The organism is Aestuariimicrobium sp. p3-SID1156, from assembly GCF_025144225.1.
Taxonomy (GTDB): domain Bacteria; phylum Actinomycetota; class Actinomycetes; order Propionibacteriales; family Propionibacteriaceae; genus Aestuariimicrobium.
Map to the genome: position 1 here is coordinate 115416 of NZ_JALXXB010000005.1, position 11502 is coordinate 126917.

Annotated in this window: 14 protein-coding genes; 11 read left to right on the forward strand and 3 right to left on the reverse strand. The window is 68.5% G+C overall.

From position 1 onward, the window contains the following. The first annotated feature begins 12 nt into the window (after positions 1-12). The 4 genes from mnmA to M3G03_RS07975 all read left to right on the forward strand — a co-directional run bounded on the left by mnmA (position 13) and on the right by M3G03_RS07975 (position 3565). Complete coding sequence (gene mnmA, locus M3G03_RS07960; RefSeq protein ID WP_259809150.1) at positions 13-1074, forward strand: tRNA 2-thiouridine(34) synthase MnmA; 1062 nt, start codon at positions 13-15, stop codon at positions 1072-1074. A gap of 13 nt (positions 1075-1087) precedes the next feature. Next, entirely contained in the window at positions 1088-2062 is a 975-nt protein-coding gene (locus tag M3G03_RS07965) for a methionine synthase (protein ID WP_259809151.1), read from the forward strand. A gap of 427 nt (positions 2063-2489) precedes the next feature. Then, complete coding sequence (locus M3G03_RS07970; RefSeq protein ID WP_396121918.1) at positions 2490-3335, forward strand: hypothetical protein; 846 nt, start codon at positions 2490-2492, stop codon at positions 3333-3335. 26 nt (positions 3336-3361) lie between these two features. Further along, positions 3362-3565 carry a hypothetical protein gene (locus tag M3G03_RS07975; RefSeq protein ID WP_259809152.1) on the forward strand — a complete coding sequence of 68 codons (204 nt, stop codon included), beginning with the start codon at positions 3362-3364 and terminating at the stop codon, positions 3563-3565. Between the two features lie 20 nt (positions 3566-3585). Here M3G03_RS07975 and M3G03_RS07980 read toward each other — a convergent pair whose 3' ends face one another. Both M3G03_RS07980 and M3G03_RS07985 read right to left on the reverse strand, forming a co-directional pair. Further along, positions 3586-4086, reverse strand: a complete 501-nt coding sequence (locus M3G03_RS07980) for a VTT domain-containing protein (protein ID WP_259809153.1) — start codon at positions 4084-4086, stop codon at positions 3586-3588. Positions 4087-4111: 25 nt separating this feature from the next. Then, positions 4112-4714, reverse strand: a complete 603-nt coding sequence (locus tag M3G03_RS07985; RefSeq protein WP_259809154.1) for an amino acid-binding protein — start codon at positions 4712-4714, stop codon at positions 4112-4114. Positions 4715-4831: 117 nt separating this feature from the next. Here M3G03_RS07985 and gatC point away from each other — a divergent pair, with 117 nt between their 5' ends. From gatC to gatB, 3 genes are read left to right on the forward strand one after another with little or no spacing between them, the layout of a single operon-like run. Further along, on the forward strand, positions 4832-5122 hold the full coding sequence (gatC, locus tag M3G03_RS07990; RefSeq protein ID WP_311197516.1) for an Asp-tRNA(Asn)/Glu-tRNA(Gln) amidotransferase subunit GatC: 291 nt from the start codon (positions 4832-4834) through the stop codon (positions 5120-5122). Next, complete coding sequence (gatA, locus tag M3G03_RS07995) at positions 5122-6621, forward strand: Asp-tRNA(Asn)/Glu-tRNA(Gln) amidotransferase subunit GatA (RefSeq protein WP_259809156.1); 1500 nt, start codon at positions 5122-5124, stop codon at positions 6619-6621. Before gatC ends, gatA begins: the two co-directional genes overlap by 1 nt. Before the next feature lie 3 nt (positions 6622-6624). Next, the gene (gatB, locus tag M3G03_RS08000) at positions 6625-8112 is read left to right on the forward strand and encodes an Asp-tRNA(Asn)/Glu-tRNA(Gln) amidotransferase subunit GatB (RefSeq protein ID WP_259809158.1); all 1488 of its coding nucleotides are present in this window, start codon (positions 6625-6627) and stop codon (positions 8110-8112) included. On the opposite strand, the gene M3G03_RS08005 is transcribed toward gatB, so the two are convergent. Continuing rightward, positions 8105-8749 carry a TIGR03085 family metal-binding protein gene (locus M3G03_RS08005; protein ID WP_259809160.1) on the reverse strand — a complete coding sequence of 215 codons (645 nt, stop codon included), beginning with the start codon at positions 8747-8749 and terminating at the stop codon, positions 8105-8107. The genes gatB and M3G03_RS08005 overlap by 8 nt on opposite strands. A gap of 145 nt (positions 8750-8894) precedes the next feature. On the opposite strand from M3G03_RS08005, the gene hisI reads away from it, so the two are divergent. From hisI to M3G03_RS08025, 4 genes are read left to right on the forward strand one after another with little or no spacing between them, the layout of a single operon-like run. Further along, positions 8895-9260: a phosphoribosyl-AMP cyclohydrolase gene (hisI, locus tag M3G03_RS08010; RefSeq protein WP_259809161.1), complete on the forward strand. Its 366-nt coding sequence runs from the start codon at positions 8895-8897 to the stop codon at positions 9258-9260. After that, the gene (locus M3G03_RS08015; RefSeq protein ID WP_259809162.1) at positions 9257-10786 is read left to right on the forward strand and encodes an anthranilate synthase component I; all 1530 of its coding nucleotides are present in this window, start codon (positions 9257-9259) and stop codon (positions 10784-10786) included. The genes hisI and M3G03_RS08015 overlap by 4 nt, the downstream gene beginning before the upstream one ends. Continuing rightward, the gene (locus tag M3G03_RS08020) at positions 10783-11202 is read left to right on the forward strand and encodes a Trp biosynthesis-associated membrane protein (protein ID WP_259809163.1); all 420 of its coding nucleotides are present in this window, start codon (positions 10783-10785) and stop codon (positions 11200-11202) included. Before M3G03_RS08015 ends, M3G03_RS08020 begins: the two co-directional genes overlap by 4 nt. Before the next feature lie 33 nt (positions 11203-11235). Beyond that, positions 11236-11502: an HGxxPAAW family protein gene (locus M3G03_RS08025; protein ID WP_259809164.1), complete on the forward strand. Its 267-nt coding sequence runs from the start codon at positions 11236-11238 to the stop codon at positions 11500-11502.

Sequence of the window (11502 nt, forward strand, 5' to 3'; positions counted from 1 at the left end):
TAGAATGCCCGGGTGAAGGTTCTCGCAGCGATGTCCGGAGGCGTCGATTCCGCCGTCGCCGCTGCCCGCATGGTGGCCGCCGGTCACCAGGTCGTGGGCGTCCACCTTGCCCTGTCGAAGAACCCCGAGAGCTTCCGCTCCGGTGCGCGCGGCTGCTGCTCGCTGGAGGACTCCCACGACGCCCGCCGGGTGGCCGACAAGCTCGGCATCCCGTTCTACGTCTGGGACTTCTCCGATCGCTTCCGTGCCGACGTGGTCGACGACTTCCTGGCCGAGTACCAGGCCGGGCGCACTCCGAACCCGTGCCTGCGCTGCAACGAGAAAATCAAGTTCGCCGCAGTCCTCGAACGCGGGCTGGCACTCGGCTTCGACGCCGTCGCCACCGGCCACTACGCCCAGCTGGACGCTGAGGGCCTGCACCGTGCCGTCGACCCCGCCAAGGATCAGTCCTATGTCCTGGGGACGCTGCATGCCGATCAGCTGCAGCGCTGCCTGTTCCCCCTGGGGGATTCGGTGAAGACCGATGTCCGCGCGGAGGCTGCTGCGCTCGGCTTCGGGGTGGCCAAGAAGCCCGACTCCCACGACATCTGCTTCATCCCCGACGGCGACACCGCCGGCTTCCTCGACCGCCACCTCGGTGCCCGGCCCGGTGAGATCGTGGACGCCGACGGCACCCCGCTGGGGGAGCACGGCGGCACCCACCGCTACACCGTGGGGCAGCGCAAGGGGCTGCACCTGGGGCGTCCCGCCGCCGATGGACGCCCCCGCTACGTGCTGTCGATCGAGCCCGTGGCCAACACCGTGGTGGTGGGGCCCAAGGAGAGGTTGTCGGTGACCCGCATCGAGGGCATCCGCCCGACCTGGGCCGGTCCCGAGCGCGAGGGGCAGTGGCGTGGCCATGTCCAGGTCCGCGCCCACGGTGAGGCGATGCCCGCCCTGGTCGAGACCAACGGTGACCACCTAGTCGCCCAGCTGGACGAGCCCTGCACCGGTATCGCTCCCGGTCAGGCCATCGTCACCTACGACGGCGACAGGGTCGTCGGGTCGGCCACCATCGCCAGGGCATCGCGGTGAGGGGGCAGTGACCATGAAGTGGACGACCCTCGGTTCCCTACCCGGAACCGACATGCCTGCCGCCGCGCGGCTCCTCTTTGAGGAGACGCCAGACCTGGTGGCGATCCCCGAACTACCGGCCCGAGGGGTCGGTGCCGACATGGTTGGCCGCACCCTCGGCCTCTCGATGCTCGGCGCCGACCTGCAGCCCGCGGGCTGGCGGATCACTGACCACCACGGCGCCGACCAACGTCGGGCGACCCGCCTGCTCAGGCAGGACCTGGACGTCATGGAGGAGCAGGCCCAGGAGTTCACCGGCGTCGTGAAGCTGTCGATCGCCGGACCCTGGACACTCGCGGCGACGGTCGAGCGCCCTCGCGGGGACAAGGTGCTGGCTGGCCTCGGGCTGGCACGTGAGCTCACCGCTTCACTGGTCGAGGGAGTGGGTGAGTTGCTGGGCGAGCTACGCCGACGACTTCCGGTCGCGAGCTGGTGCCTCCAGCTGGACGAACCGATGCTGGGCCCGGTGCTGGAGGGCGCGATCGCGACCGCCTCCGGGTACCAGCGACACCGAGCCGTGGGCGCTTCAGAAGCCGTCGAATCCCTCGATGCCTTCGCAGGACTTGCCGACCAGACCGTCCTCCACTTCTGCGGCGCTCCGCTCACCGCTGTGCTGGAGCGCACCTCGATCCCGCAGGTCAGCGTCGACGTGACCCGGCTGAACGGCCGACATGTTGACCTGCTTGCCCCCTGGCTGGAGTCCGGGCGTGGGGTGTGGTGGGGCGCGGTCCCGACCTGGCCGGTTGACCAGGTGGGCACGGTGGACGCCGACCTCGACCGCCTGATGGCCTTCCTCCGCCGCATGGGGCTCGCACCGGCCACCGTCGTGGACCAGTCTGCGATCACGCCAGCCTGCGGCCTGGCCGGCTGGGCGCCCTCACCGGCGCGCCGGGCGATCATCCGGGCGCGCCGGATCGCGGAGCTCGCCACGGAGCAGCTGTTGGCCTGATCGGTGATGACGCCGGACCGACAGACGGGGTCCTTTCGTTCGTGTCAGAGCCATCCGACATACTGTGCGTACCGGGGCTCGAAGGAGAGGCGATGAAGGCGCTGGCTGTAGGCGTGCTGACGTTTGGTGTGGTGGTTGGGGGCGGCTACGCCGTCAGCAGGGCCGTCCATGGCGTGAACGGGTCGGACACGGCTCGCGTAGTACGCGTCATCGACGGAGACACGGTTGACGTGGAGTCGAACGGCAAATCCCAACGCGTGCGGTTGCTCAACATTGACACTCCCGAAACCAAGCACCCGGACAAGGCTGTGCAGTGCCTCGGTCCTGAGGCCCAGAGTTCCTCAGGCGGGTGCTATCCCCGGGCGACACCGTCCGCCTCACGTATGACGTGGACCGGGTCGATGGATACGGACGGACACTGGCCGCGGTGAGCAAGAACGGGTCCGATGTCTCGACCGCCATCGCCGACGCAGGGTACGGGGTCGCGATCAAGGTCGGCGCAAACGCTCGGTTCTATCAGCAGGTCAAGGAGGGTGAGGACCGTGCTCGCAAGGCTGCGCGTGGACTCTTCGCCGATGACGTGGAATGCACACTGCCGGTGAAGCTCGATGCACTGGAGGCGCAGCTGGGAACTCTTCCGACGACCCCGGCTGCCGAAGCAGACCTCGACATCCCTTTGGGAGTGGCGGCCGCCGTCGCTGCTGATGCCGACGCCCTGTCCGCAACGCTCGCCGCCATCAAGGACGGTGGCGAGGCCACTCGCGTCTGGCGCCTGGCTTACCGGCTTCCGGATCTGGAGAAGCGAGTTGCGGCCGTGTCCCGTAGCGCCGAGCGCAGCCACCAGAAGCTGAGCCAGGAGAGCACGAAGCGTGCAAAGGCTGCAGCCGCGGCACGGAAGAAGACGGAGGTTGAGGAGGCAGCCCGGAAGAAGAGGGCAGCGGAGGAGGCCGCCACAAAGAAGCGCGCCGAGCGGGAAGCGGCCGAGAAGGCATCCCGTGAATCAGAGAGCCGCCGACGCGAAGCTCGGCAGCGTGAAATGGCCCCGCGGACGACCACATGGAAGAACACACCGCCGACCACGCAGCAGCGACGTCCCACCCCAACGACTCGACCAGCGCCGGCGCCCCCGAGGACCACGCACACGAAATCCTCTCAGCGCAAGGTCACACCCAAGCGCACGAGCGAGCAGGCCCCGAAGACCAAGTACACCGGCCCTCGTTGCTATGCGCCAGGCGGAAAGACATGGAAGCCGTGTCCGTCCAAGGGTGGCTGATCAGCCCCACCACTACAGTGGACGCCATGCGAATCTTCACCGACCTGAACCTGAATGGGCGCTCGACCACCCGCGTCCAGCCCAAGGTCGGGGAGTGGGGGCCCCAGATGGTGCCCAGCACAGCGGCCAAGAAGAGGATGCGGCTCTGGGCGTCCCTGGTGCTGCTCGCGGGCATCGCGGCGCTTTTCGGAGTTGGTTACTACTTCTACAAGGCGCTCAGCGGCGGCTGAGTGGGGCACCGGCGGAAGGGTCACCAGAGCTGGACTGCTCCGAGGGTGATCAGTGCGAGCCCCAGCGTGCGCACGAAGAAGCCGAGGAAGGCAACCACGCTGAACCCGACGAAGCTCATTCGGGTGGCGCCGGCAAACAGGGTGACCAGGTAGATGGGCGGAACACCGACAGCGCCGCTGATGAACAGCAGCGGGTAGCCCCACCGGGGCGACTCCACCAGGTGCGCCGTCCGCTCCGACCAGGACTTCCACCTCGCTCGCCAGGAGTTGGGATCCAACGGCTTGCTCTTCCGCTGCTGGACCACCGGCAGCTGCTTGCCGCGGCGAACCGCCAGGAACATCAGCTGCTTCCCGATCGTCTGCCCGATGGTGAGACCGATGGTCAGGGGGAGAACCCCCAGCACTCCGGCGCCCAGGGCGGCGATGATGAAGGCCTCGGTGTGGAAGATCGGAACGACCGAACTCAGCACGCCATAGCCCACCGAGGTCACCATCTCGGCCCAGAAGCGAAGGGTCAGCATCGACAACTCAGCATGTGGTCCCCGCTCACGCCATAGAGGCCAGATGGTGGAGGCGACGCACCTCGGATTCCAGGAACACCGGACCGCCCGGACGCCCCAGGATGATCACACGCTGCTGGGAGGCAGGCGCCACCGCGACGGCCGTGTCAGCCCAACTCGGCATCCAACCGGAAGCAAGTTCCGAGGCATGCGGTTGGTCGAAGGGGCCCAGGAGGGAGAGTTGTTCGGGGCCCAACTCGGGGGCCAGAGCAGTGGCCGCCAACGGGGTGCCCTGTTCGCCGAGGGCCAGGGCCCACTGCGCATTGAAGACCCGCGGCGCGTCCTCGGTGAGGCGCTGCAGGGCCACCGACGGTTCGGCGAGCATGCGCTCCAGAGCCATCAGGTCGGATTCCAGCCCCCAGTTCGCCGGCACGCGTGACATCCACATCACCCGCACGCCCTCCAGTTCGGCACACTCGGTGATGACGCTGTCCGGCATGACATCGGCGGGGAGCTCCAGGACGAAGTCGTTGATGACCGATCCGCCCTCGACCTTCTCGATGATCTCCACCGCAGCGATGTCGGCGCCGACACGACCCAGCGCAGTCGCGACGGCGCCCAGGGAACCGGGTCGGTCGGGAAGGCTCACGCGCACATGGAACACGCCACAAGTGTGCCACGGCGCCCGAAACCGACCCCCGTGATGACCCCCTAGGATGGCGGGGAACATTCACCCGGACAGGAGAGTGCCGTGAGCAGCGCACCCTTGACGAGCGCGGACGTAGCCCGACTGGCGAGCCTCGCGCGGATCGAACTTACCCCCCAGGAGCTGGAGCAGTTCGCCCCCCAGCTCGACGTCATCCTCGAGTCGGTGACCAGCGTGGCCGAACTGGCGGGCGCAGATGTCGAACCCACCTCCCATGCGCTGCCGCTGACGAACGTCTTCCGCGCCGACGAGGTGCGTCCCTCGTTCACCGCAGCCCAGGCGCTCGCGGGTGCCCCCGCCGCCGAGGACAACCGTTTCAGTGTCCCCCGCATCCTGGACGAGGAGGCCTGATGAGCGAGATCCTCACCGCCACCGCCGCTGAACTGGCTCGCCGCATCGCCACCGGCGAGCAGAGCGCCGAAGAGGTCACCCGTGCCCACCTCGATCGCATCGAGGCGGTCGACCCCAAGGTCAACGCCTTCCTTGCCGTCGACTCCGAGCGAGCGCTTGCCACCGCACGACAGGTGGACGCCAAGCGCTCGGCGGGTGAGGAGCTCGGCCCGCTGGCCGGCGTCCCGATCGCGGTCAAGGACCTGCTCTGCTACCAGGGCCTGCCCACCACCGCCGGCTCGCGGATGCTCGAAGGCTGGGTTCCGCCCTACAACGCCACCGTCGTCGACCGCCTCATCGCCGCTGACATGGTGATCCTGGGCAAGACAAACCTCGACGAGTTCGCGATGGGATCCTCCACCGAGACCTCCGCCTACGGTCCCTCCCGGAACCCCTGGGACCTGGACCGCATCCCCGGCGGCTCCGGCGGCGGCTCGTCGGCAGCTGTGGCCTCCTTCGAGGCACCCCTGGCGATCGGCACCGACACCGGCGGTTCCATCCGCCAGCCCGCGTCCGTCACCGGGACCGTGGGTGTCAAGCCCACCTATGGCGGCTCCTCGCGCTACGGCATCATTGCGATGGCGAGCTCCCTGGACCAGCCCGGGCCCTGCGCTCGCACGACCGAGGACGCCGCCCTGCTGCACGCGGTGATCGCCGGTCATGACCCCATGGATGCGACCTCGATCCAGGCGCCGGTCCCGCCGGTGGTCGAGGCCGCCCGCAGCGGTGATGTCGCCGGGATGAAGATCGGCATCGTGCGCGAATTCGCCGGTGACGGCTATGCCCCCGGCGTCGAGCAGCGCTTCCAGGAGTCCCTCACGCTCCTCGAGAACGCCGGTGCTGAGCTCGTCGAGGTCTCCTGCCCCCACTTCGTGCACGCCCTGGCCACCTACTACCTGATCATGCCCGCCGAGGTCAGTTCCAACCTGGCGCGCTACGACGCGATGCGCTACGGCCTGCGCGTCGGTGACGATGGGGAGCGTTCCACCGAGGAGGTCATGCGCCTGACCCGTGGCCGGGGCTTCGGTTCGGAGGTCAAGCGCCGCATCATCATCGGCACCCATGCCCTGTCCAGTGGCTACTACGACGCCTACTACGGCTCGGCGCAGAAGGTCAGGACGCTGATCCGACAGGACTTCGACCAGGCCTTCACCTCGGTGGATGTCCTGGTCTCGCCCTCGACGCCCACCACCGCGTTCAGGATCGGGGAGCGCATCGACGACCCCATGTCGATGTACCGCGCCGACCTGTGCACCATCCCCGCCAACCTCGCCGGGAACGCGGCGGGCAGCTTCCCCGCCGGCCTCGCGCCCGAGGACGGGCTGCCGGTGGGCCTGCAGGTGATGGCCCCGCCGATGGCCGATGACCGCATCTACCGCGTCGGTGCCGCACTGGAACGCGCCCAGGCCTCTGCCTGGGGCGCACCCTTCACCAGCCAGATCCCCTTCCTGGAGGCCTGAACCATGGATGTCATGGACTTTGAGGACGTTCTCGCCGCCTATGAGCCCGTCATGGGCCTGGAGGTGCACGTCGAGCTGAACACCGTGTCCAAGATGTTCTGCGGCTGCTCGACCGCCTTTGGCGCCGAGCCCAACACGCAGGTCTGCCCGATCTGCCTCGGCCTGCCCGGGTCGCTGCCGGTGATCAACGGCAAGGCGGTGGAGTCGGCGATCCGCATCGGACTGGCCCTGAACTGCCAGATCGCGTCCTGGTGTCGAATGGCTCGGAAGAACTACTTCTACCCGGACATGCCCAAGGACTACCAGATCAGCCAGTACGACGAGCCGATCGCCTTCGATGGGTACCTTGACGTCGAGGTGGATGGGGAGACCTTCCGTGTCGACGTGGAGCGCGCCCACATGGAGGAGGACACCGGCAAGTCCCTGCACGTCGGTGGCGCCACGGGCCGCATCCAGGGCGCCGACTACTCCCTGCTCGACTACAACCGCGCCGGCGTCCCCCTGATCGAGATCGTCACCCGACCAATCACCGGAGCCGGGGAGAAGGCGCCGCAGGTGGCCCGCGCCTATGTTGCGGCCCTGCGCGAGATCCTGCGTGGGCTCGATGTCTCCGATGTCCGCATGGAGCAGGGCTCCCTGCGTTGTGACGCCAATGTTTCGCTGATGCCCAGGGGTGCCGCCGTCTTCGGGACGCGCACCGAGACCAAGAACGTCAATTCTCTGCGCTCGGTCGAGGGAGCGGTTCGCTACGAGATGTGCCGTCAGGGGGCAGTACTGTCCGAGGGCGGCACAGTCCGCCAGGAGACCCGCCACTGGAACGAGGCCGAGGGTTTCACCACCCCCGGGCGGTCCAAGGAAACCGCGGAGGACTACCGCTACTTCCCCGAGCCAGACCTCGTGCCCATCGCCCCGGACGCCGCCTGGGTGGAGGAACTGCGCGCCACGCTTCCCGAACCCCCCGCCGAACGACTGGCCCGTGTGACGAAGGAGTGGGGTTTCACCGACCTGGAGATGCGCGACGTGCTCGGTGCAGGCGCCATCGGGGTCATCGACCAGACCGTGGCCGCCGGGGCCACGCCCCAGGCCGCACGCAAGTGGTGGTTGGGCGAGCTCGTGCGGCGCGCCAATGAGGCGGGCGTGGAATTGGCCGAGGTCGGGATGACCCCTGCCCAGGTCGCCGAGCTGCAGCGACTCGTCGAGGGTGGGACCATCAACGACAAGCTCGCCCGTCAGGTCATCGATGGCGTGCTGGCAGGGGAGGGGGACCCGGAGCAGGTCGTCGCCACTCGCGGACTGTCCGTGGTGTCGGATGAGGGTGCGCTCTCGGCGGCCGTCGAGGCCGCCATCGCCGCGAATCCAGGTGTGGCGGACAAGGTCCGGGCGGGCAAGGTGCAGGCTGCTGGTGCGCTCATCGGTGCTGTGATGAAGGAGATGAAGGGCCAGGCAGATGCCGCCCGCGTCCGGGAGTTGGTGCTGGAGAAGCTCAGCTGAGGTGGTCCTGCAGCTGGGCGATGGCGTCGTCCTCGCCGATGAACTCCACCTCGGTGACCGAGCGGCGCCCGCTCAGCCACAGCACGATCTCGGAGGGCTTGCCTGCGATCGTCACGATGCTGTCTCCTGTGCGGACACGCACGGAGGCCTCCGGGTCAAGCGCATTCTCGACCACGACGCCCACCGGAGCCCGGGAGAAGGCGATCCGGGAGAGCAGGCTGACCCGCGTCCACAGGGTCTGCTCGTCGGCCACGCGCAGGAGTCGGGGCGGCAGCGGGTCGTTGCCGGCGCGTCGCACGTCCTCATGGTGGACGAAGAACTCCATGCCGTTGACTGCGGCGTCCACGGGCGACAGTGCGAGGGGTGAGAGCCGCCCCGGTCCGCGCCGAAAGCGATCCACGAGGTCGGTCCAGCTGCCCCGGTGGGCGGCGCGGGCCATGCGCCGACGAGTGATCCCGGACAGGGCCGGCACGAAGATCCCGGGCAGCGCGAGCGGATCGGATTCTCGCACGACCAGGTGCTCGCAGAGGTCCTGGGTGAGCCAGCCCTCGCAGAGGGTCGGGGCAGTGGGGCCCACGGTGTCAAACAGGTCCGCCAGCGCGGCGCGCTCGTTCTGGGCCAGGGTTGGGGCGCTCATGATCGAAGACTAGAGCAGAGGACAACGCTACGGACCTGAAGAGTGGCGATCACATCCTGAACCCTTGATACCGAGAAGGTCCCCGCTTGATACACCCGGCTACCTCAGTCACCCGGTGTGCTCGACGCCCCCTACAATCGCCAGCATGCCCCTGGACCCCTCCATCGCCGCCCGACTGAAGCGCAATGACGCCGGGCTGGTCGCCGCCATCGCCCAGGACGCCACCACCGGCGCAGTCCTCATGCAGGCCTGGATGAACGACGAGGCGCTGCACCTCACCCTCACCACCGGCCGGGCCACCTATTGGAGCCGCAGCCGCAACGAGCTGTGGGTCAAGGGCGAAACCTCTGGCCACGTCCAGCAGGTGCGCGAGGTGCGTCTGGACTGCGACGGCGACAGCATCCTGCTCGCCGTCGATCAGACGGGCCCGGCATGCCACACCGGCGCGGCCACCTGCTTCACTCGCGATGTGCTGCCGCTGCGGCAGCAGACCGAGAGGGAGGACGCATGAGCCACGACCTGGACCTCGCGATCTCTCCCACGCGGGAGGAGTTCCTCGCCCGCGCCGGCGATCCGACCTGCCGCGTCATTCCGGTCCACGCGCGCCTGGTGGCCGACGACCAGACTCCGGTCGGTCTGTACCACCAGCTGTGCGGTGACCGTGAGCTGACCTGGCTCCTCGAGTCCGCACAAGCCGGGGTCTGGTCACGGTGGTCCTTCATCGGGGTGAACTCGCTGTCCACCTTCTACGAGCACGAGGGACGCACCCGGTGGCATGGCCCGGTGCCTCACGGCATCGACGCCGACGCCGAGCCCTTGGCCGTCCTGGCCCAGATGTTGGACGTGTTCGCCACCCCCGCGCATCCGGACCTGCCGCCCTTCACCTCTGGCCTGGTTGGCTACCTCGGCTACGACGTGGTCCGCCGCGTCGAGAAGCTGCCGGACAGCTGCACGGATGATCTCGGGGTCCCCGAGATGATGCAGATGCTGGCCAGCGACCTGGCGGTCCTGGACCACCACCAGGGCGAGCTCTGGTTGATCGCCAATGCGCTGAACCTGGACGCCAGCCCAGAAGGTGCCGAGAGGGCCTATGACGCAGCCTGCCGCCGGGTGCGTGCGATGGCCGAGCAGGTCCTGTCTGAGCGGCGTCCCCTGCTCGCCCGTCGCGGACCGGCCGTGGAGCGCGAGGACGTCCTCGCGCAGGTCGAGCGCCAACGAAGCAGCCAGGACTTCCAGGCCATCGTCGAGGAGGCCAAGGAGGAGATCCGCGCCGGGGAGATCTTCCAGGTGGTCCCCAGCCAGCGCTTCGACCTGCCCTGTCAGGTGGATGCGCTCCAGGTCTATCGCGAGCTCCGGGTCACCAACCCCAGCCAGTACCTCATCCTGATGCGGCTGCCGGGTTTCGCGCTGGTCTCGGCCAGCCCGGAGGCGCTGGTGACGGTACGTGAGGGGGCGGCCACCACTCGACCCATCGCTGGAACCCGACCGCGTGGCGCCACCCCTTCCGAGGACCTGCACCTGGAGCAGGAGTTGCTGGCTGACGAGAAGGAACGCGCCGAGCACGTCATGCTCGTCGACCTCGGACGCAATGACCTGGGCAGGGTGTGCAGCCCCGGCACCGTCGAGGTGACCGAGTTCATGCACGTGCGTCGCTATTCCCACGTCATGCACCTGGAGGCCGCGGTGACCGGGCAGGTCGAACCCGGGCGCTCGGCGCTGGACGTCACCCTGGCCTGCTTCCCGGCCGGGACACTGTCCGGGGCTCCGAAGCTTCGCGCCATGGAGATCATCGACCGTCTCGAGACCACCCGACGGGGTGTCTACGGGGGAGCGATCGGCTACTTCGACTTCGCCGGGAACGCGGAGAACGCCATCGCCATCCGCACCGCACTGATCAAGGACGGCGTCGCGCACGTCCAGGCCGGTGCCGGGGTGGTGGCCGACTCCGACCCGGTTGCCGAGGACCTGGAGACCCAGCACAAGGCCATGGCGGTGCTCACGGCCGTCGCTCGAGCCCAGGGAATGGGACAGCTGTGACCCGCAGCATCCTCAAGCTGCTCGGGCCGGTGCTGGTCCTGGTCGGCGGCGTCGTCCTGCTGGCCTGGGGTGACCAGCCCTCCGGCTGGGCCCTGGTCGCCGGGACCGGACTGTTCGCCCTGCTCGGCACCATGGGCAGGCGTTGTCTGGGCATCCTGCTGATGCTGACCTGCACGGTGCTCGCCAACGGAGGTCTGCGACCAGTCCAGGCGCCCGTGCTGGTCGGCAGTGTGATGGGCTTCGTCGGCGCCAGCGTGATGCTGCTCACGGCCACGTGGTGGACGCCCCGCCGGTCCCGCTTCGAGACGGGTTCAATGCCGGTGCCCGCCGAAGCAGCGCCGTTGGACGTGTGGAAGGCGATGGACGCGGGTCTCGACCCCACCGAGGTGGACGACCATCCCCGGGAGTCGCGCTAGGCTGAACCCCAGCCCCAGATGGAAGGAAAGCCCATGCAGGAGAAGGATCCTCACCTGGAGTCGTTCGACTCGCACGTGACCGTGGAGAAGCGCAATGGTCGCGTCATCCGCTACTACCACCACTCCCAGAGCCCTGCGGCGTGGGTGGGCGTCATCATGGCAGGTCTGGGCTTCCTCCTCGCTGCTGTCGGAGCCATGCTGGGCCCGATGTGGATCCTCATCTACATCGGTGCTGCCCTCGTGGTGGGCTCGCTGATCGTCGGCAACATCCTCAAGGCCATGGGCCTGGGCCAGGGCTGA

What these genes read in the sequence shown, in the direction of transcription:
- M3G03_RS07965 (WP_259809151.1), top strand. Translation starts at nt 1,088, where the DNA reads ATGAAGTGGACGACCCTCGGTTCCCTACCCGGAACCGACATGCCTGCC.
- M3G03_RS07975 (WP_259809152.1), top strand. Translation starts at nt 3,362, where the DNA reads ATGCGAATCTTCACCGACCTGAACCTGAATGGGCGCTCGACCACCCGC.
- M3G03_RS07980 (WP_259809153.1), bottom strand. Translation starts at nt 4,086, where the DNA reads ATGCTGACCCTTCGCTTCTGGGCCGAGATGGTGACCTCGGTGGGCTAT.
- gatA (WP_259809156.1), top strand. Translation starts at nt 5,122, where the DNA reads ATGAGCGAGATCCTCACCGCCACCGCCGCTGAACTGGCTCGCCGCATC.
- gatB (WP_259809158.1), top strand. Translation starts at nt 6,625, where the DNA reads ATGGATGTCATGGACTTTGAGGACGTTCTCGCCGCCTATGAGCCCGTC.
- M3G03_RS08005 (WP_259809160.1), bottom strand. Translation starts at nt 8,749, where the DNA reads ATGAGCGCCCCAACCCTGGCCCAGAACGAGCGCGCCGCGCTGGCGGAC.
- hisI (WP_259809161.1), top strand. Translation starts at nt 8,895, where the DNA reads ATGCCCCTGGACCCCTCCATCGCCGCCCGACTGAAGCGCAATGACGCC.
- M3G03_RS08015 (WP_259809162.1), top strand. Translation starts at nt 9,257, where the DNA reads ATGAGCCACGACCTGGACCTCGCGATCTCTCCCACGCGGGAGGAGTTC.
- M3G03_RS08025 (WP_259809164.1), top strand. Translation starts at nt 11,236, where the DNA reads ATGCAGGAGAAGGATCCTCACCTGGAGTCGTTCGACTCGCACGTGACC.